Source organism: Cryobacterium sp. GrIS_2_6 (assembly GCF_035984545.1).
Classification (GTDB): domain Bacteria; phylum Actinomycetota; class Actinomycetes; order Actinomycetales; family Microbacteriaceae; genus Cryobacterium.
In genome coordinates, this window is the sequence record NZ_JAXCHP010000001.1 from 3,524,001 (window position 1) to 3,543,685 (window position 19,685).

At 67.8% G+C, this 19,685-nt stretch carries 19 protein-coding genes; 10 read left to right on the plus strand and 9 right to left on the minus strand.

Features of this window, described 5'->3' with window-relative positions:
- Window position 1: 1 nt before the first annotated feature.
- Window positions 2–820: an FCD domain-containing protein gene (locus RCH22_RS17045; protein WP_327014842.1), complete on the minus strand. Its 819-nt coding sequence runs from the start codon at window positions 818–820 to the stop codon at window positions 2–4.
- A gap of 264 nt (window positions 821–1,084) precedes the next feature.
- Between RCH22_RS17045 and RCH22_RS17050 the strand changes: the two genes are divergently transcribed.
- Window positions 1,085–1,864: a dienelactone hydrolase family protein gene (locus tag RCH22_RS17050; RefSeq protein WP_327014843.1), complete on the plus strand. Its 780-nt coding sequence runs from the start codon at window positions 1,085–1,087 to the stop codon at window positions 1,862–1,864.
- Between the two features lie 119 nt (window positions 1,865–1,983).
- Here RCH22_RS17050 and RCH22_RS17055 read toward each other — a convergent pair whose 3' ends face one another.
- Window positions 1,984–2,574: a DJ-1/PfpI family protein gene (locus RCH22_RS17055; protein ID WP_327014844.1), complete on the minus strand. Its 591-nt coding sequence runs from the start codon at window positions 2,572–2,574 to the stop codon at window positions 1,984–1,986.
- A gap of 153 nt (window positions 2,575–2,727) precedes the next feature.
- The gene (locus RCH22_RS17060) at window positions 2,728–3,123 is read right to left on the minus strand and encodes a sortase (protein WP_327014845.1); all 396 of its coding nucleotides are present in this window, start codon (window positions 3,121–3,123) and stop codon (window positions 2,728–2,730) included.
- A 127-nt stretch (window positions 3,124–3,250) separates the two neighbouring features.
- Here RCH22_RS17060 and RCH22_RS17065 point away from each other — a divergent pair, with 127 nt between their 5' ends.
- Entirely contained in the window at window positions 3,251–4,717 is a 1,467-nt protein-coding gene (locus RCH22_RS17065; protein WP_327014846.1) for a peptide MFS transporter, read from the plus strand.
- 200 nt (window positions 4,718–4,917) lie between these two features.
- Here RCH22_RS17065 and RCH22_RS17070 read toward each other — a convergent pair whose 3' ends face one another.
- Together RCH22_RS17070 and RCH22_RS17075 are read right to left on the minus strand one after the other, a co-directional pair.
- Window positions 4,918–6,249, minus strand: a complete 1,332-nt coding sequence (locus RCH22_RS17070) for an MFS transporter (protein ID WP_327014847.1) — start codon at window positions 6,247–6,249, stop codon at window positions 4,918–4,920.
- Window positions 6,246–6,722, minus strand: coding sequence for a MarR family transcriptional regulator (locus RCH22_RS17075; protein ID WP_327014848.1), 477 nt, complete (start codon window positions 6,720–6,722; stop codon window positions 6,246–6,248). The genes RCH22_RS17070 and RCH22_RS17075 overlap by 4 nt, the downstream gene beginning before the upstream one ends.
- Before the next feature lie 71 nt (window positions 6,723–6,793).
- Between RCH22_RS17075 and RCH22_RS17080 the strand changes: the two genes are divergently transcribed.
- Both RCH22_RS17080 and RCH22_RS17085 read left to right on the plus strand, forming a co-directional pair.
- Complete coding sequence (locus tag RCH22_RS17080) at window positions 6,794–7,657, plus strand: alpha/beta fold hydrolase (protein WP_327014849.1); 864 nt, start codon at window positions 6,794–6,796, stop codon at window positions 7,655–7,657.
- A 9-nt stretch (window positions 7,658–7,666) separates the two neighbouring features.
- Window positions 7,667–8,716 carry a biotin/lipoate A/B protein ligase family protein gene (locus RCH22_RS17085; protein ID WP_327014850.1) on the plus strand — a complete coding sequence of 350 codons (1,050 nt, stop codon included), beginning with the start codon at window positions 7,667–7,669 and terminating at the stop codon, window positions 8,714–8,716.
- A gap of 36 nt (window positions 8,717–8,752) precedes the next feature.
- Here RCH22_RS17085 and RCH22_RS17090 read toward each other — a convergent pair whose 3' ends face one another.
- Window positions 8,753–9,106 (minus strand): GNAT family N-acetyltransferase, encoded by a 354-nt coding sequence (locus RCH22_RS17090; protein ID WP_327014851.1) that lies wholly within the window; start codon window positions 9,104–9,106, stop codon window positions 8,753–8,755.
- A gap of 34 nt (window positions 9,107–9,140) precedes the next feature.
- Here RCH22_RS17090 and RCH22_RS17095 point away from each other — a divergent pair, with 34 nt between their 5' ends.
- A complete protein-coding gene (locus RCH22_RS17095) occupies window positions 9,141–10,097 on the plus strand; it encodes a DNA methyltransferase (protein ID WP_327014852.1) in 957 nt (318 codons plus the stop codon).
- 112 nt (window positions 10,098–10,209) lie between these two features.
- Window positions 10,210–11,133, plus strand: a complete 924-nt coding sequence (locus RCH22_RS17100) for an LLM class F420-dependent oxidoreductase (protein ID WP_327014853.1) — start codon at window positions 10,210–10,212, stop codon at window positions 11,131–11,133.
- Window positions 11,134–11,180: 47 nt separating this feature from the next.
- Here RCH22_RS17100 and RCH22_RS17105 read toward each other — a convergent pair whose 3' ends face one another.
- On the minus strand, window positions 11,181–12,209 hold the full coding sequence (locus RCH22_RS17105) for a LacI family DNA-binding transcriptional regulator (RefSeq protein ID WP_327014854.1): 1,029 nt from the start codon (window positions 12,207–12,209) through the stop codon (window positions 11,181–11,183).
- Window positions 12,210–12,514: 305 nt separating this feature from the next.
- Here RCH22_RS17105 and RCH22_RS17110 point away from each other — a divergent pair, with 305 nt between their 5' ends.
- The 3 genes from RCH22_RS17110 to RCH22_RS17120 all read left to right on the plus strand — a co-directional run bounded on the left by RCH22_RS17110 (window position 12,515) and on the right by RCH22_RS17120 (window position 15,983).
- Window positions 12,515–13,846 carry an ABC transporter substrate-binding protein gene (locus RCH22_RS17110; protein WP_327014855.1) on the plus strand — a complete coding sequence of 444 codons (1,332 nt, stop codon included), beginning with the start codon at window positions 12,515–12,517 and terminating at the stop codon, window positions 13,844–13,846.
- Window positions 13,847–13,929: 83 nt separating this feature from the next.
- Entirely contained in the window at window positions 13,930–15,057 is a 1,128-nt protein-coding gene (locus RCH22_RS17115; RefSeq protein WP_327014856.1) for a sugar ABC transporter permease, read from the plus strand.
- An 86-nt stretch (window positions 15,058–15,143) separates the two neighbouring features.
- Entirely contained in the window at window positions 15,144–15,983 is an 840-nt protein-coding gene (locus RCH22_RS17120) for a carbohydrate ABC transporter permease (protein WP_327015561.1), read from the plus strand.
- A 93-nt stretch (window positions 15,984–16,076) separates the two neighbouring features.
- Here the strand turns inward: RCH22_RS17120 and RCH22_RS17125 are convergent, their stop codons facing one another.
- The gene (locus tag RCH22_RS17125) at window positions 16,077–16,757 is read right to left on the minus strand and encodes an NAD(P)-binding oxidoreductase (RefSeq protein WP_327014857.1); all 681 of its coding nucleotides are present in this window, start codon (window positions 16,755–16,757) and stop codon (window positions 16,077–16,079) included.
- Between the two features lie 67 nt (window positions 16,758–16,824).
- Window positions 16,825–18,609 carry an MDR family MFS transporter gene (locus RCH22_RS17130; RefSeq protein ID WP_327014858.1) on the minus strand — a complete coding sequence of 595 codons (1,785 nt, stop codon included), beginning with the start codon at window positions 18,607–18,609 and terminating at the stop codon, window positions 16,825–16,827.
- A 154-nt stretch (window positions 18,610–18,763) separates the two neighbouring features.
- Between RCH22_RS17130 and RCH22_RS17135 the strand changes: the two genes are divergently transcribed.
- A complete protein-coding gene (locus RCH22_RS17135) occupies window positions 18,764–19,609 on the plus strand; it encodes a M15 family metallopeptidase (protein WP_327014859.1) in 846 nt (281 codons plus the stop codon).
- Window positions 19,610–19,685 lie beyond the last annotated feature (76 nt).

The window sequence follows — 19,685 nt, forward strand, 5'->3', positions numbered from 1 at the left end:
GTCAGGCCGGCTCGGGAGGGAGCGGCGCCCCGACGAGGTCGGGATCGTCTGGTCTCTCCGTGAGCCGGGTCTCGGCGTAGTACCCGGCGATGTGGGCCTGGACGGCCCGGCGGGCTGCGGCGGGGTCGGCCGCGCGAATGCACGCGACGATCTCGCGGTGTTCGAGCCTGAGGCGGGCGGATGTCTCCGCCCACGACCCGAGCGCAGCAACGCCCGCGCGCGCGTACGCTTCGATCGCACTGCGGAGTCCGGCCATGGTCGCGGTGATGACCTGGTTCCCGGTTGCTTCGGCGAGGGCGAGGTGGAACTGGGCGTCGAGTGCGAGGAACTCGGACTCGGTCCGGCCCGGCGCATCCATCGCGTCGAGGAGCTGTTCGGCCGGTTCGAGCAACGCCGGTTCGAGCAACGCCGGTTCGAGCGACGCCGGGTCGTGCGCCTCGGCGAGTTCGGTGACGACGGCGGCCTCGAGCACGAGCCGGGTCTTCACGACGTCCTCGACCGGGAAGCCCTGGGCCGCGACCTGAAGCCGCATCAGCGCGGACATGCCGCCGCCGGGAAGCGCCACGATGATCGCCCCCGATGTCGGCCCTGAGCCGGTCGCGGTGCGGACGAGTCCAAGCACCTCGAGCACCCGGATGGCCTCGCGCACGCTCGACCGGCCGACGCCGAGGGAGGCGGCGAGGGCTCGCTCGGGTGCGAGCCGGTCGCCGGGACGCAGCCGGCCGGAGAGCAATTCGCGCTCGATCGACTCGAGCACGAGTTGCCAGGCTCTGCGCTCGTCCGGGAGTGCGCCCTGCGTGGGCACGGCGTCAACGGTCACGGGCTCCTCCTCGGCAGTGGGGTGGTGTTGGTCGTCGTGGCGGCTGTGAAATGAAGCCGCTGTGGTCTGACCACACACTACACGGCGGTGGACGCCCGTGGCCAGCACTGGTTGACCCGTGCTTTTCCGGTCGAGGGCGCCTGATGCGCCGGTGACTCTCGACCGGAAAGGACGGATTGGGTCCGGGCCCGGGCCGTTCAGCGACGGGCGGTTTCGGTGCGATAAGGTTCCTCCAACCCGAGCACGTCCAGGCCAGGAGGCCCCATGACCGCGAACCCAGCACCCCAGCTGATCGACTTCGAACTTCCGGCCGCGAACGGCGGAAGCGCCGGACTCCGCGCGGTGCTCGGGGTGCCTGCCGGCTCCGGTCCCTGGCCGGGGGTTGTGCTCGTCCACGAGGCCTTCGGCATCAGTGACGTGATGCGCCGGCAGGTCGAACGACTCGCGGCGGCCGGCTACCTCGCACTGATGCCCGACCTCTTCACGGAGGGCGGCGCCCGGAAGTGCCTCGTCGCGACCTTCCGCGCCCTGACCGCGGGCGAGGGGCGCGCGTTCGTCGACATCGAGAACGCGCGGCAGGCGCTCATCGCCCGGGCGGACTGCACGGGTGAGGTGGGTGTGCTCGGCTTCTGCATGGGCGGCGGCTTCGCGCTCGCGGCCGCCACGCGGGGGTTCGCCGCGGCATCCGTCAACTATGGCCGGCTGCCGAAAGACCTCGACGCGGCCCTGGAGGGTGCGTGCCCGATCGTCGGCAGCTATGGCGGCAGGGACCGCTCTCTCGTCGGCGCCGCTGCCCGGCTCGAGGGCGCGCTCGAGAGTGCCGGCGTGCCACACGACGTCAAGGAATACCCGACGGCCGGGCACTCCTTCCTCAACGATGCCGAAACAGGTCCGGCCGCCGTCCGCTTCCTCACGCAGCGCATCCTCGGCGCCGGCCCCGACCCGGAGGCCGCCGCCGACGCCTGGACCCGCATCGAGGCGTTCTTCGCCGAACACCTCGCTTCCGCCCCGCCTCTCACGGACCACAACGCCGCCCGCCCCTAACCGATTGGACGGAGTTTTTGGGTTTTCAGGACTCTGGGTATGAACGCGATCTAAGCGCTTTCCGGGCAGAATCTCCGTCGAATCGGTTCGGGTGCCGGCGACGGCGTTGCGTGCCGGTCTCAGCGGGCCGAGGCGAGGGCGGGTTCGGCGGGAGTGACACCGGATGCCGCGAGCAGCTTCATGAATTCGCGCATCCAGCTGGGGTGGTCTGGCCACGCCCTGCCCGAGACGAGGTTGCCGTCGACGACGCCCGCGCCGTTCTCGAACACGCCCCCGCCGAGTTCGACGTCGATCTGCAGGGCCGGGTACGCCGAGCTCGTGCGGCCGTGAAGCACCCCGGCAGCGGCGAGCAGCATCGGGCCGTGGCAGAGTGCGGCGACGGGAGCGTTCCGCTCGAAGAAGTTCCGGACGATCCGCTTCGCGTCCTCGTCGTTGCGGATGTACTCCGGTGCGCGGCCGCCGGGGACGACGATGGCCGCGTAGTCGGCCGGGTCGACGTCCTTGAACGCCACGTCGGCGTCCCAGGTGTGGCCGAGCTTCTCGGTGTATGTGTCGAAGCCGTCCACGAAGTCATGAACGACGAACTGGAGCTTCCTCTTCTCCGGGGCGCCGATATGCACCTCGAAGCCCTCCTCGAGCAGCCGCTGGTAGGGGTAGAACACCTCGAGGGTCTCGGCGGCGTCGCCGGTGAGAATGAGGATCTTGGTCATGACGTTCCTCTCTGAACTGTGTGAATCTGAACGCTGCTGAACTCAGTGGACGGGTCGTCCGTTGACGCCTTCAGTGTTCCCCCGACCGGCGCGCCGGGCAAGTGCCACCGGCGCAGGCCGGTGCGGAACAGCTGGGAAAGGCTCCAGGCCGGCTCAGACGAACATCAGCACGACGCCGAGGACCGCCGATGCGAGCCCGGTGCCGAGCAGGATCAGCCCGGTCAGGCGCAGGGCCTTGCCCTCCGATTCCGGGGCATGCGTGACCCCGCGGGATGCGTCACGGGAGTGGTACCAGACCGGCACGTCGTCGCCCGGTGCGAGCCGGTGGCTCTCGTGCGTGTTCGCGGCCCGCTCGTGCACGTCCCCCGAGCGGTCGAACCAGCGGATGACCGTGTGCGATCCCGAGGACGCGATCACGCCATCCGTGGCGACCCAGCCGCCCTTGACACCGCGGATCCCAAGCCCGAGGACATAGAGGACGGCGCCGCCGACGAACCCGACGAGGGTCAGGACCTCGCTGATGAGCCCGATGAGGTCGTGCGCGTCCATTCGCCCCCCTCTCGCCCGCACGTCTCGTGCTCGTTCGCCCTGTGACCACGATCGTATCGTGCCCCGGCGCGGCGCCCTGAGGGTCCCCGATGCCCCTGATCCGGGGGCCAGCGGATACAGTCGAGAGATGACCACGGTCGAAAAACCCGTCCCCGCCCACAAAGACCGCAGCTTCTTCGGGCAGCCGCGAGCTCTCGCCAATATCTTCGGCGTTGAGATGTGGGAGCGGTTCTCCTTCTATGGGATGCAGGGCATCCTGCTCCTGTACCTGTACTACTCCGCCGCCGAAGGCGGCCTGGGGATCGAGCAGGCGACCGCCGCCGGCATCGTCGGCGCGTACGGCGGAGGGGTCTATCTCTCGACGATCCTGGGCGCCTGGATCGCCGACCGGGTGCTCGGCAGTGAGAGGGTGCTGTTCTACAGCGCCATCGTGATCATGCTCGGGCATCTCGCCCTCGCCCTCGTGCCCGGCGTCGCCGGCGTAACCGTCGGACTGTTGCTGATCGCGCTCGGCAGCGGTGGCCTGAAGGCCAATGCGACGAGCGTCGTCGGTTCGCTCTACACACGGGACGACCCTCGCCTCGACGCAGGCTTCTCGCTCTTCTACCTCGGGATCAACCTCGGCGCGTTCTTCGGCCCGATCCTGACCGGGCTCCTGCAGACGACGGCCGGCTTCCACTTCGGCTTCGGCCTCGCCGCCGTCGGCATGGCGATCGGGCTCACTCAGTACTCCTTCGGACGCAGGAGCCTGCCCGAGATCGTGCACCAGGTCCCGAACCCGCTCCCGCGCTCGCGCTGGACGCCCTACCTCGTCGGCGCGGTTACCGCCGCCGTGCTCGTCGTGGTGCTCGTGCTTGTCGGCGTGATCACGGCGGACGGCCTCGTCACCCTCGTGATCGCCCTGACGATCATCGCGACGATCAGCTACTTCGTCGTCATCCTGCGCAACCGACAGATCAGCATCGTCGAGCGCAAGCGGGTCTACGCCTTCATCCCGCTCTTCCTCGCGAGCGCCGTGTTCTGGTCGCTCTCCCAGCAGCAGTTCACCGTCGTCACGATCTACACGGACGAGCGCCTCGACCGGCACCTGTTCGGCTGGGAAATCCCGGTGTCCTGGATCCAGTCCTTCAACCCGGTCTTCATCATCCTGCTCTCCGGTGTCTTCGCCGCGCTCTGGACCCGCTGGGGTAGCCGCCAGCCGTCGACTCCGGTCAAGTTCGCGCTCGGCACCGCGGTGATGGGCGTGGCCTTCCTCGGCTTCCTGCCGTTCGTGGGCGGCGGTGCCAACTCGACGCCGATGCTCGCGATGATCGGCATCCTCTTCGTGCTCACGGTCGCCGAGCTCCTGATCGGCCCGGTCGGCCTCGCGCTCACCACGAAGCTCGCGCCTGCGCCGTTCCGAACCCAGATGGTCGCCCTGTTCTTCCTGTCGATCGCCCTGGGCACGGCCGTGTCCGGTTCGCTTGCCCAGTGGTACACCGAGGTCCCCGAGACGCTCTACTTCAGCGTGATCGGCGGCGTCGCGATCCTGTTCGGCATCGGGCTCGCGGTCTTCGCCCGGCCGGTGCTCCGCCTCATGGGCGGCGTGCGCTAGCGAGGTTCCTGCGCCAGACCTGCGACCCGGCGAGCGGATGTTGCTGGCAGGCCCCCCCGGCATCCGTCGCCCCGCCGTTGCGGTCGCCGCCGCGCCGCTTTCGGCAGCCCGCTCCCGAAAGGGCGGGCGCGCGCTGCCGAAACCGGCGCGGGCGCGGCTCGGACAGGGCGCGGCCTGTCCGAAACGGGCGCGGGAGCGACCTAGCGGGTCGCCTCGATGATCGCGATCTCGCGGGTGGCGGTCTCCACGTCGATCGGGTCGCGGTCGCGTCCGTCGCCGTCGTGGTGCACTTGCACGTGAGGCACGACCCCGCGGCGGTACCGTACGCGCAGGCTGCGGTACCTGATCAGCCAGAACAGCATGGCCCCCGCGGCCAGGATGCCCGAAAGCGCCGCGACACCCAGTGCCCAGCGCGGGCCGAAGCGGTCGGCGACCCAGCCCACGAACGGCGCGCCGAGCGGGGTGCCGCCGGCGAAGATGGCCATGTAGAGCGCCATCACCCGTCCGCGCATCGCGGGCTTCGTGGTGGTCTGCACATAGGCGTTCGCGGTCGTCATGAGCGTGAGCGAGAACAGCCCGACAAAGACGAGCGAGACGGCGAAACTGAGATACGTCGGCATCACCGCGGCGATTCCGCACGCCACGCCGAAGAGCGCGGCGCCGGCGACGACGAGGCGCAGGCGCGGGCGGCTGCGACGGGCCGACAGCAGTGCGCCCGCGACAGAGCCGACGGCCATGATGGAACTCAGCAACCCGAATTCGCCTGCGCCCATGTGGAATTCGACCGTCGCCATGGTTGCGGTGAAGATCGCGAAGTTGAGCCCGAAGGTTCCGATCAGGAAGACCGCGATCAGCACGACGATGATGTCGGGCCGATGCGCGACGTAGCGGAACCCGGCCATCAGCTGGCCCCGCTTCCGCGGCGCCCGCGGCTGGGGGCGCAGCTCGCTCGTGTGCAGCAGGGCCATCGCGAAGACCGTCGCGGCGAAGGTGACGGCGTTGATCAGGAACACCCAGCCGGCACCGACCGCGACCGTCAACAGGCCGGCGACGGCCGGGCCGATCAGGCGGGCGCCGTTGAACGAGGCCGAATTCAGTGCGACCGCGTTGGACAGGTTGCTGTCGGGGACGAGCTCCGAGACGAAGGTCTGCCGTGCGGGAGAGTCGATCGCGGCGACGATCCCGAGTCCGAACGCAAAGACGTAGACGTGCCAGAGCTGGGCGACGCCGGTCACGACGATCAGGCCGAGCCCGAGGGCCAGGACGCCCATCAGGCTCTGGGTGATGATCAGGAGCCTGCGCCGGTTGAACCGGTCCGCGATCAGGCCGGACCACGGCATCAGCAGGAGTTGCGGCCCGAACTGCAGGGCCATCACGACCCCGACCGCCGTTGCGTTGTGGTCGGTGAGCATCGTCAGGACGATCCAGTCCTGGGCGGTGCGCTGCATCCACGTACCGATGTTCGACACGAGGGCGCCTGCGAACCAGATTCGGTAGTTCGCGACGCGCAGGGAGCGGAACATGGTACTCAACTGTCGGTGAGCTCCTTCATGACGGTGATGGCCTCGGTGAGCACGCTGCGCTGCTCCGGGCTCAGCTTGGCGATGCGCAGGGCGAGCCAGGCATCCCGTCGGTTGCGGGTCTCGTGCATGAGGGTGCGACCGGAGTCGGTCACGGTCAGGATGATTTTGCGGCCGTCGTCCGTGGAGCCCGCCCGGTGGACGAGGCCGGCCGATACGAGCACCCCGACGGTGCGGCTCATCGAGGGCGGAGTGACGCGCTCGTGCTCGCTGAGTTCGCGCAGGGTGAATGGGCCGTTGAAGAAGAGGGAGCCGAGCGCGGAGAACTGGCTCGCGCTCAGCTCGTTGTCGGCCTTTTCCTGGCGCAGGCGGCGGGCGAGGCGACCGTTTGCGACGCGGAAGTCATGGCTGAGCTCTGCAACGCTCGGTCGGTGTCCGGCGTGGGTGTCCGGCGGGGTCACGGCCGGTTTGAGCATGGATTCCATAACTCATAACTGTAACCTTTTAGCGAGGCTAAGTATTCCCGTGAATTCTCTCGTTCTGACAGACTGGCCCCGTGCCTACCTATACGGATGACTATGGCGTCACCTTCGAGTACTACGTCTGGCCGGTGCCGCGCCCGAGGGCGGTCGTTCAGGTGGTGCACGGCGTCGGTGAACACGCCAATCGCTATACCGAGCTCGTCGGCCGGTTGAACGAGGCCGGCTACACCGTGTACGCGGACGACCATCGCGGCCACGGGCAGACCGGGCTGCGACAGTATGCGGGCGATTCGACCAGGCTCGGACGGCTCGGCCCTGGCGGGTTGCGGGCCGCGGTCGCCGGCGTGTATCAGCTGAGCGGCATCATCCGCTCGGCGCACCCGCACCTGCCGCTCGTTCTGCTGGGGCACAGCTGGGGTTCGTTCATGGCGCAGATGATCCTCAACGAGCACGCGGATGCCTATGCCGCGGTGGTCCTGACCGGTACCGCCTATCGCTGGCCGGGGTACCTCAATGGCGGGGACCTCAATGCGCGGCACAAGCACCTCGGAACGACGGGCGTCGAATGGCTCAGCCGTGATCCCGCGGTCGCGGACGCCTTTGTCGCCGATCCGCTGACGACACTGACCCCGCTCGCGGAGCTCTTCGGCCTCCGGGAGGCCGCGCGTCTCTTCGGTCGCCCGGCGCGCGGACTGCCGGCCGACCTCCCGCTCCTGATTCTCGTCGGCGGGGACGACACCGTTGGCGGGGAGCGCAGCGCAACCATGCTCAAGAACGCATACGCGCGACGCTCAGGGCTGCGGGACATTCGCCTGGTGGTATATCCCGGTGCCCGGCATGAAGTCTTCAACGAAACGAACCGCGCCGAGGTCTTCGACGAGCTGATCGGCTGGCTCGACAGGCAGTTACCCCCTGGGGTCGGCGGGATCGACGGTTAGGCTGGCCTCATGCATGGTGAATACAAGGTCCCTGGTGGCAAGCTCGTGGTCGTCGACCTGGACGTCGTCGACGACACGATCGTCAATTTCCGGCTGGCGGGGGACTTCTTCCTCGAGCCAGACGATGCCCTCGAGGCGATCAATGCGGCCGTGACCGGCCTGGCGGCCGGCACGGATGCTGCCGGGCTCGCCGCCGCGGTGCGCGCGGCCCTGCCGGCCCAGGCCACCCTGCTCGGGTTCTCCCCCGAGTCGGTGGCGGTTGCGATCCGAAGGTCCCTCGCGCAGGCGAGTGGCTGGCGGGACTACGACTGGCAGCTCGTGCACTCCAAGGCCGTGCCCCCGGTGATGCAGATGGCGCTCGACGAGGTGCTCGCGATCGAGGTCGGCGAGGGCAGGCGCAAGCCCACGCTGCGGATCTGGGAGTGGACGCAGCCCGCCGTCGTCATCGGCAGCTTCCAGTCGCTCCGAAACGAGGTCGACGCCGAGCAGGCGGAGGCCCACGGCTTCACCGTCGTCCGCCGGATCAGCGGCGGCGGCGCCATGTTCATGGAGGCCGGCTCGGTCATCACCTACTCGATCTACGCTCCCACCGCGCTCGTGCAGGGAATGACCTTCGCCGACTCCTACGCCTTCCTCGACGAATGGGTGCTCACGGCGTTGCGCTCGCTGGGCATCGACGCGCATTACCAGCCGCTCAACGACATCACGAGCCCGACCGGCAAGATCGGCGGCGCCGCGCAGAAGCGTCTCGGCAGCGGTGCCGTGCTGCACCACGTGACTATGAGCTACGACATGGACGGCGAGAAGATGGTGCAGGTGCTGCGCATCGGTCGCGAAAAGCTCAGCGACAAGGGCATCACGAGTGCCGTCAAACGGGTCGATCCGCTCCGCAGCCAGACCGGCCTCAGCCGTGCCGAGATCATCGACCGGATGAAGCAGACCTTCACGACCATGTACGGCGCGGCCGAGGGAGACATCACCGAGGCGGAATACGCTGCCGCCGCGGCTCTCGTGGCGAGCAAGTTCGGCACCGACGAGTGGATCGCCCGCGTCCCCTAAGCGACGGTCGAGGTCTGCTCGACCGGGGGACAGCGGCTACCGGCCGCGGGTCAGCAGGTCCTGGTATTCGGCGTGCTTGTCGATCCACGCGACGACATAGGGGCAGACGGCGACGACCGTCAGGTCAGTGCGCTCTCGCATGTCGTCGAGGGCCTGCTCGACGAGGATGCTCGCGAGTCCTTCGCCCCGGTGCCGGGGGTCGACCTCGACGTGGGTGAAGAGCACCCGGGAGCCGTCGATCTCATAGTCGGCGAAACCCGCGGTCGTTTCCCCGAAGAGCAGGCTGTACCGGGACAGGGCCGGCTCATGCCGGAAGGTGGGCCGCGCGGTATCCTGCGTCTTCGCATCCGCCGGAGTCGTCGATTCGGTCGTCGGGGAGTCAGTAGTCATCCCCATAGAGTAAGCCGACTGACACAATGAGGGAATGCCAACCGCGTGGTCCCCGTCCTCCCCCAACCGTGTCATCCGTGCAGACAACCTCGAAATCCTGCCGGACCTTCCCGACGGGGCGTTCACACTGATCTACCTCGACCCGCCCTTTAACACCGGTCGCAAGCAGAATCGGCGCACGACCACTTCGGTGCGAGTGGCTGCGGTCACCGGGCCTGCCTCTGACCCGGCATCGGCGGATGTCCCCCGGACTGGGGTCGCTGTGTCTCCGTCGCGAGCGGGCGGTTTGGCGGCCGCCGGCACCATCACCGGCTTCAAGGGGCAGCTCTACGCGCGGATCAAGGGCGACCTGCTCGGCTACGACGACCAGTTCGAGGACTATTGGGCCTTCCTCGAACCGAGGCTTATCGAGGCCTGGCGCCTCCTCGCCGAAGACGGCACGCTCTACCTGCACCTCGACTACCGCGAGGCTCACTACGCCAAGGTGCTCCTCGACGCGCTCTTCGGACGCGACTGCTTCCTCAACGAACTGATCTGGGCCTACGACTACGGCGCGAAGTCCAAGAACCGCTGGCCGACCAAGCACGACACGATCCTCGTCTACGTGAAGAACCCGCAGCACTACTACTTCGACTCGGCGACGGTCGACCGCGAGCCGTACATGGCCCCCGGCCTCGTCACTCCCGAGAAGGTCGCCCGTGGCAAGCTGCCCACGGACGTCTGGTGGCACACGATCGTGTCGCCGACGGGCAAGGAGAAGACCGGCTACCCCACACAGAAACCGGTCGGCATCCTACGGCGGATGATCCAGGCCTCGAGCCGCGAGGGAGACTGGGTGCTCGACTTCTTCGCGGGCAGCGGCACGACGGGTGCCGTCGCCGAGTCCCTCGGCCGCCGCTTCCTGCTCGTCGACCAGAACCCGGAGTCGATCCAGGTGATGCGCACCCGGTTCGCAACCCTGACAGAGGTCGAATTCCTCGACGCTTCCTAGCGGGGCAGCACCCTACGAGCCGCCGACCGTCGCCGTTCCTGCCGGGCGTCGCCGGTGTGCCGTCGATTCTCGGCGGGAACGGCGATTCCGGGCAATCTGGAAGACTGGACGGATGAGACTCCGCATCTTCACAGAACCCCAGCAGGGCGCCAGCTACGACGACATCCTCGCGGTCGCGCAGGCCACAGAGGCGCTCGGGTTCGATGGGTTCTTCCGCTCAGACCACTACCTGGTCATGGGCGACGGCGGCGGGCTGCCCGGACCGACGGATGCCTGGACGACGCTCGCCGGACTTGCCCGCGAGACCAGCCGCATCCGCCTGGGCACCCTCGTCTCCTCGGTGACCTACCGGGCGCCGGGAATCCTCGCGATCCAGGTCGCCCAGGTCGACCAGATGTCGGGCGGCCGGGTCGAGCTCGGGCTCGGCACAGGCTGGTTCGAGAAGGAGCACCTCGCCTACGGGATCCCGTTCCCGGCCAAACGCTTCGGCATGCTCGAGGAGCAGCTCGAAATCGTCACCGGGCTCTGGGAGACCCCGATCGATGACCGGTACAACTTCACCGGCGAGCATTACGCCCTCGTCGATTCTCCCGCCCTCCCGAAACCCGCCCAGCGGCGGGTTCCCGTGATCGTCGGCGGCGGCGGGGCGAAACGCACCCCTGCCCTCGCGGCCCGCTTCGCGACCGAGTTCAACCTGCCGTTCCCCGAGTTCGCCGATATCTCCGGCAAGTTCGCCGGCGTGCGGGCGGCATGTGCGACGATCGGGCGGGACCCGGGGGAGTTGCACTATTCCGTGGCGCTCATCGCGGTGACCGGGCGCGATGAGACCGAGTTCGCACGCCGGGCCGCTGCGGTCGGCCGGGAGCCCGCCGAGCTGCGCGAGCACGGCCTCGCCGGTACCGCCGCGGAGGTCGTCGACCGTCTCGGCGCCCTCGCCGACGCGGGCGTCGACACGGTCTACCTCCAGATCATGGACCTCGCCGACCTGGACCACCTCGACTTCATCGCCCGCGAGGTCGCACCCCAGCTTCCCTGAGCGGTCGAGCGCGCGCAGGCGCGGCGGGGCGGATGCCGCGGAGCGGGTCAGGCGGACTCGCGCAGCACCAGGCTGGTCGGCATGATGTTGCGGTGCGGCACGGTCTCGTCATCCGCGAGCAGGCGCAGGAGCAGGTCCGCCATCGCGAAGCCCATCTCCTTCGACGGCTGGCTCACGGTGGTCATCCCGATCGGCCCCGAGGTGGCCGCCGGGCTGTCGTCGTATGCGACCACCGCGATGTCCCTGGGTACGGCCCGGCCCTGCTCGGCGAGGACGCCGAGCGCGCCGGTCGCCATCAGGTCGCTCGCAACGAAGAGGGCGTCGATGTCCGGGCAGCGCTCGAGCAGGCGGCGGGTGGCCCCCGCGGCCCCGGAGGCCGTGAAGTCGGCGTGCTCGACGGCATCCGTCGCGATGCCCGCGTTCTCGAGCACCCGGCGGAACCCGGTGAGGCGGTCGATGCCTGCCGGCATGTCGACGGGCCCGGTGATCGTGCCGATCCGGCGCCTGCCGATGTCGACAAGGTGCTGGACGCCGCTCATGGAGCCCGCGATGTTGTCGACGTCGACGAAGTAGTTGTTCGCGCCGGAGTCGTTGGTGGGGCGCCCACCGAAGACGACCGGCATCGTGGATTCGAGGTCGGCGACGAAGTTGTCCCCGGTGTGGTGCGAGATGACGAGTGCCCCGTCGACGTTTCCTGCGCGCAGGTAGCGCATGGTCTTGTGACGCGGGTCGGTCGAGGCGACCAGAAGGTTGAGCGTGTAGTCGCTCTCGTCGAGGCGCTGGGTGATGCCCTGCACGACGGCGGCGAAGTAGGGATCGCCGAAGAACTTCGTCATGTCTTCCGGTACGACGAGGGCGACCGACTGGGTCTGCCGACTGGCAAGCGAGCGGGCAGCGCGGTTGGGCACGTAATTGAGCCGTTCGATCGCGGCCGTGACCGACACGACGACCTCCGGCCGTACCTTGGGCGACCCGTTGACGACGCGGCTCACGGTGGCGCGGGATACCCCGGCCTCGGCCGCCACCATTTCGAGCGTCGGCTGCGGCGGACGCGCGTTGCGGACTCCCGATGTCATGGGGTCATTCTATTTGGATGCGCGCGGCGCGCTGGCACACCGGAGCCGGAGCGCCTTCCCGAGGCGTGCGCGGGGCGCTCCGCAGGGTCGCGACCGAATGGGTTTCGTGTCGCCTTGACAAGGGATCGGTGGGTGACTTAGTGTTGCGTTGATCAGTGAGAGCGCTCTCATATCAAAATGAGAGCGCTCTCACAACCCGTTGGGTTGGTGCCTCTCCCTGAGAGCCACCCGCCAGGCGCCGGTCGCTTGCAGCACACATTTCTGGCATTACACACACGCACAAACACGCACACAAAGGAGTGACAGTGAAGTTCTCACGACGCACCAAGGTTGGGGCAGCAGTAGCCTGCGCCGCATCCTTCGCCCTCATTGCGACGGGCTGTTCATCGGCAGGAACCGGCACCTCAGCCAGTGCCGCACCGGTCGAACTGACCGTCACGACGTTCGGCACCATGGGCATGGATGCTCTCTACGCCCAGTACGAGGCCTCGCACCCCGGCATCACCATCAAGGCCAACAACATCGACACCGGTGGCAATGCCCAGACGGATGCCTTCACCAAGATCGCGGCAGGCAGCGGCCTCTCCGACGTCCTCGCCGTCGAGGAAGGCTGGCTGGGCGCGATTCAGAACGTCTCGAGCCAGTTCACCGACCTCAAGGCTTACGGTGCAGATGCGGTCAAGGACCGTTGGGTTTCGTGGAAGGTCGACCAGGCCACCGACAAGGACGGCCGCATCATCGGATACGGCACGGACATCGGCCCGGAGGGTATCTGCTACAACAGCAAGGCCTTCGCAGCAGCCGGTCTCCCGACCGACCGCGCCGCGGTCGCCACCCTGCTCGGAGGCAGCGGCTCCACCTGGGACAAGTACTTCGCGGTGGGCGAGCAGTACCAGAAGGCAACCGGCAAGGCGTGGTTCGACCAGTCCGGCTTCATCTGGAACTCGATGGTCAACCAGCTCCCCGAGGGCTATTACACCAAGGACGGCAAGCTCAACGTCGAGAACAACGCAGACCTGAAGTCCGCGTGGACGAAGCTCGCCGCCGCCAACGCGGCCGGCCTCTCCGCCAAGCAGACCCAGTGGGACTGGAACAAGGGCACGTCGTTCACCGACGGCACCTTCGCGACCTTCATGTGCCCGGGCTGGATGCTCGGAGTCGTCCAGGGCCAGGTCAAGACCGCAGGCGGCGACGCCACCGGCGCGACGGCCGGCTGGGACTTCGCCGACGTCTTCCCCGGAGGAGCGGCCAACTGGGGCGGTTCGTTCCTGACCGTTCCGACGCAGTCGAAGCACCCGAAGGAAGCCGCTGAACTGGCCACCTGGCTGACCGACGCCAAGCAGGAAGTCACTGAATTCCAGGCGGCAGGTGCGTTCCCGAGCGTCACGGCCGCCCAGACCGATCCTGCACTCGCTGCGGGGACCGGCATCTCGGCCTTCTTCAACGACGCGCCGATCGCATCCATCCTGAGCAAGCGCGCCGACGGCGTGAAGGCCCAGTACAAGGGACCGGATGACTCCACGATCCAGGAGAAGGTCTTCGGACCGTCCACGATCTCCCTCGATCAGGGCGTGTCAGGCGACAAGGCCTGGACCGACGCCATGACGCTGTTCAACCAGCTGATCGTCAACAAGTAGGCACGTAGCCAGCATCCGCTTGCCGGGCCCTCCCACGCCGTACTCCGGCGCAGGAGGGCCCGGCTTGAATGCAGAAAGCCACCATGACACTCACACGTGAACCAGAACTCAGCAGCCCGCCGCGGCCCGATCGCCCCGGCCGCAAGAGCGCCCTCACCTACAAGCACCGGCTCAGCCGCCTGGACGTGAAGCTCTCGCCCTACCTGTACATCTCGCCGTTCTTCGTGCTCTTCGGCCTCGTCGGTCTGTTCCCGCTGGTGTACACCTTCGTGGTGTCGCTCAACCACTGGAACCTGCTGAGCGGCCCGGGGGAGTGGATCGGGTTCGACAACTACGTCGCCGAGCTGAACGACCCGCTGTTCTGGAACTCGCTGTTCAACACGATGAGCATCTTCCTGCTCTCGAGCATCCCGCAGCTGATCGCCGCGACCTTCATCGCCGCGGTTCTGGACCAGAACCTGCGGGCCAAGACCTTCTGGCGCATGAGCGTCCTGATCCCGTACGTGGTGACTCCGGTCGCCGTCGCCCTGATCTTCTCGAACATGTTCAGCGAGCAGAACGGCATGATCAACCACCTCCTCAGCTTCGTCGGCGTCGATCCGGTCATGTGGAAGACGGATGTCTTCCCCAGTCACATCGCGATCGCCAGCATGGTGAACTGGCGCTGGACCGGGTACAACGCCCTCATCCTCCTCGCCGCCATGCAGTCGGTTCCGCGCGACATTCACGAATCGGCAGCCCTCGACGGGGCCGGATTCTTCCGCCGGTTCTTCTCCATCACGCTGCCGAGCATCCGCCCGACCATGATCTTCGTGATCATCACCGCCACCATCGGCGGCCTGCAGATCTTCACGGAGCCTCGCCTTTACGACGCGACGAGCTCAACGCCGGGCGGTGCCCACCGGCAATTCCAGACCACCGTTCTGTATCTGTGGGAGATGGCCTTCCAGCGGCAGAACTTCGGTAAGGCCTCGGCCGTCGCTTTCATCCTGTTCATCATCATCGTGGCGTTCGGCGTCCTGAACTTCCTGATTTCGCAGCGCATCGCCACCACTGATTCCCGCACGGACGTCAAGACCGCGAAACGGGTGCTGCGGCGCAAGGCCGCGGCCGACCGGGAGGCTGCCCCGGCGGCATCCGCGGCGGGCGAGCCCGTTGATTCCCCTCCATCCAGCACGCTCCCCACCGGCGCGAAGGAGCCCAGATCATGACCGGCACACTCACCCCAACTCCCACCGAGCCGGTTCGGCCGGCCCGGCCCGTCAAGCCCCGCGCCGATAAGAACCCCGCCGGGCGGATGAAGGGCCACAAGGGCCTGGGGATCGACCGACGACCCGGTTTCCTCACGTACGGCATTCTGTTCGCCCTGTTCCTTGGCGGGGCCTATCCGCTCTGGTGGTCCGTCGTCGTGGGGTCCAGCCCGTCTTCCGTGCTGAGCCAGGAATGGCCGCCGCTCCTTCCCGGTGGTCAGTTCTGGATCAACGTGGCTGCCGTCTTCGACACGATCCCGTTCTGGCAGGCCCTGCTCAACAGCGTCGTGGTGTCGACGATCATCACGGTCTCGGTGGTCTCGTTCTCCACGCTCGCCGGCTACGCCTTTGCGAAGCTGCGCTTCCGCGGCAGCAACGGACTGATGGTCTTCGTCGTCGCGACCATGGCGATCCCCACCCAGCTCGGGATCATTCCGCTGTTCATCCTGATGCGACAGTTCGGCTGGACCGGTACCGTCGGTGCCATCATCATCCCGACCCTCGTCACCGCGTTCGGCGTGTTCTTCATGCGGCAGTACCTCGTCGACGTCATCCCCGACGAGCTCATCGAGGCAGCCCGTGTCGACGGTGCGAACATGATCACCACCTTCTGGAACGTCGCGGTGCCCGCGGCACGACCGGCGATGGCGATCCTCTCGCTGTTCACCTTCATGATGGCCTGGACGGACTTCCTCTGGCCGATGATCGTGTCCCCGCAGAACCCGACACTCCAGGTCGCGCTCAGCCAGCTCCAGTCCGCCAAGTACGTGGACTACTCCGTCGTGCTCGCCGGCGCCGTGCTCGCGACTCTGCCCCTGCTGATCCTGTTCGTGCTGGCGGGCAGGCAGCTCATCTCCGGCATCATGGCGGGCGCCGTCAAGGGCTGATCGCTCCTCGATCTGAAACGCGAAAGCGGGTGAATCGTCGTTCTCGAACATTGAGAACGACGATTCACCCGCTTTCGCGGCCAGTGGCGGGCGTCAGGCGAGGGCGGCGACCGCGGAAGGAACAGGCGTGCGGCCGGAGACCAGGTAGAGGGTTTCGAGGGCGCCGGAGCCCGAGACGATGAGCGCGGCGAGCACCGCCGCGACGTCCGCACGCGGAATTGTGCCGCGTACCTCCGGGATCCCCGGACCGGTGTGCTCGAGGGTCACGAGCCCGGTCGCAGGATCGTCGGTGAGACCGGCCGGGCGCACGATCGTCCAGGCGAGGTCCCGGCGCACGAGGTCCTCTTCCGCGGCGAGCTTGGCGCGGAGGTAGGCCACGAAGTCCGCGGGCACTCCGGCCGGCTCGGCGTCGTCGCGCACGAGGTCGGCCCCGGTCGAGGAGACCTGCACGAACCGGCGCACACCCGCGGTCTCCGCCGCATCGGCCAGCAGAACTGATGCCCCCAGGTCGACGCTCGTCTTGCGTGCGTCGCCGCTGCCCCCGCCTGCGCCCGCGGCGAAGACGGCCACGTCGGCCCCGGACAGAACCTCCGCGAGGTCGGCGGGAGTCGTCGACTCGAGATCGAGCACGACCGGGGTCGCGCCGTCGGTGCGGAGGTCGTCCGCCTGGTTCGGGTTCCGGATCAGTCCGATCACCTCATGGCCATCAGCCGTGAGGTCCCGGGTCAGAAGCCGGGCGATCTTTCCGTGTCCACCTGCAATTACAATACGCATCTCAAGGACAACGCCGCCGGGCGCTCCCGAATTCCCCCGCCCGGCATCCGCCCGTCGAACGACCGTGTCAGGCGCGGCCGGGGCGCTCGAATTCGTCGGTGTCGAGCCCCGGCTCGACGAGGGCGCCCATCGTGTCGGCGGCGTGCTGCGCGATCATGGCCTCGGAGGCCCGCTCGGTTGCCTTCGCCGCGGCGTGCTCGTCGGCCGCTTCCTGCATGGCGCTCGTCTTGCGGAGCGGATCGACCTTGAGGAAGAGGCTCAGCACGAAGGCGATCAGCACAACGACGAGGCTCACCCAGAACACCGTGACGGTGGCGTCGTTGAAGCCGACGAGGAACGGTTGCGAGAGCCGCGGATCCGCCGCGTTCAGGAACGAGGTGTCCCCGTCGAGGGCCGTTCCGAGCCCGGCCGGGTTCTGCAACAGCGCCAGGATGCCGGCGTTGGCGGGGTCGGCGAGCACAGCGGGATCGGCGGCGGCCGCCTTGACGCCTGCGACGATCGTCGGATTGCCGAATGCCGCGCCGAGGGTGTCCGGGATGCGGGTGAAGAGCACCGAAAACAGCACGGCGGTGCCGAGCGTGCCACCGATCTGACGGAAGAACGTCGAAGCGGATGTCGCAACGCCGATGTCCCGCGGTCCCACCGAGTTCTGGCTCGCGATGGTCAGCGTTTGCATGAGCTGGCCCAGACCGAGACCCACGAGGAGCATGCCCGACATCATGAACCAGACCGGCTTGTCCGCGGTCGCAAAGGTGAAGAGGAAGAATCCGCCGGCCATGAACGCGGTGCCGAGCGTGGGAAAGACGCGGTACTTGCCGGTGCGTGCGATGACCTGGCCGCTCACGATCGAAGAGATCATCAGGCCGAGGATCATCGGGAGCATCATGAAGCCGCTCTCGGTCGGGGTGGCACCGTTGACGAGCTGCAGGTAGAGCGGGACGGTCATCATCGCGCCGAACATTCCGAAGCCGACGAAAACTCCGAGCACGGTCGCCATCGAGAACGTCGCCGACCGGAAGAGCTTGAGCGGAATGAGCGCGTCGTCCCCCATCAACCGCTCGGCCACGATGAACAGGATGATGCCGAGCACGCCGGTCACGTAGCAGGCGACCGAGGTGAATGCCCACCAGCCCCAGGTGCGGCCCTGTTCGGCGACGAGCAGCAGCGGCACGGCTGCGACGATGACCGTGACCGCACCCCACCAGTCGATCCGTACGGGACGCTTGAAGTGCGGGATGTGCAGGAAGCGGATCACGATGATGAGCGCGACGATGCCGATCGGGATGTTGATCAGGAACACCCACCGCCAGCCGGTGATGCCGAGGATCGTCGTCGCCCCCGAGAGGACGCCGCCGATGAGCGGGCCGATCACGCTCGAAATGCCGAAGACGGCGAGGAAATAGCCCTGGTACTTGGCGCGCTCCCGCGGTGCGAGCATGTCGCCCATGATCGTGAGCGGCAGGGCCATCAGGCCGCCGGCGCCGAGGCCCTGGATGGCCCGGAACACCGCGAGCTCATACATCGAGTGCGACATCCCGGCAAGCAGGGACCCGATCAGGAACACGGTGATCGCGATCAGGAACAGCGGCCGGCGCCCGAAGATGTCACTGAGTTTTCCGTAGATCGGCGTGCTGATGCACGAGACGATGAGGTACGCGGTCGTCACCCAGGCCTGCAGCGACATTCCGTCGAGGTCGTCGGCAATGGTGCGCATCGACGTCCCGACGATGGTCTGGTCGAGAGCCGACAGGAACATCCCCGCCATCAGGCCGAAGATGACGAACAGGATCTGCCGGTGCGACATCAGGGGGGCGGAGGCGGGCGAGGAGGCGGGAGCGGGAGGAGTTTGCATCGTCTGCAAAGTTACACGACGGGCAGGGAATCATCAACAGATTCTCGGACACCGGTCCCGGCCGTTGGGGGTGTTGCGGCACGCTCGTGGGACGAGTCCCGGGACTAGGCTCATGAGCGTGCGTACAGAAGGTCAAGCGGGGGGTTCACACGGGATGGGTTGGCGACGGATCACGGCTACCTCCCTCGCTGCCGTTCTCGTGGCCGGCGGGGCCGTTACGCTCGGTTTTTTCGCAACGCACGCCCCGGCATCCGTCGCAACGGCGCTCCCCGGTGCGACGCCAGACCCCGGGTCTCCCGCGACGCACACGCCCGGCGACCGGCAGACACCCACGGATGCCGCGCGCCCGGCCCCGACCGCATCGCCGACCCCGATAGCGCTGGTTCCGCGCTTCGACAAGGCGGCGCGTTCGCACGACGACCCGGCCAGCATCTGGGTCGTCGTCGACAAGGACCGCCCCCTGCAGCCGGCCGATTTCACCCCACCGGATCTCGTGGTCGTACCCGTGCCGCACGTCTGGGAACCGCAGCTCCGCCGGGAGGCATCCGACGCCGTCGTGGCCCTTTTCGCCGCCTTCACGGCCGAGACCGGGCTGCAACTCCAGTCGCAGAGCTCCTACCGCAGTTATCCCACCCAGGTCTCGGTGTACAACGACGACGTCTCAGCCCACGGGCAGGCCGTCGCGGACACGAGCACGGCCCGGCCGGGCACGAGCGAACACCAGACCGGCCTCGCGATCGACATCAGCGCGCTTCCGGCGAGTTGCTCCCTCGATGCGTGCTTCGGGGCGACTTCCCAGGGCATCTGGCTCGCGCACAACGCATGGAAGTACGGATTCCTGCTCCGTTATCCGGAGGACAAGGTCGCCGTGACCGGCTATGCATATGAACCCTGGCATTTCCGCTACATCGGCATCGACCTCGCGACCGAAATGCACACGGATGGCGTGACCACTCTCGAGGAATTCTTCGGTCTCCCGGCGGCCCCGACCTACCACTAGGTCCGGCTCACGCATCGGTTTCGGAGGTCCCGCACAGGGTTCTGGCATGTGCGCGTGTTCGCATGTCGGGTCCCCG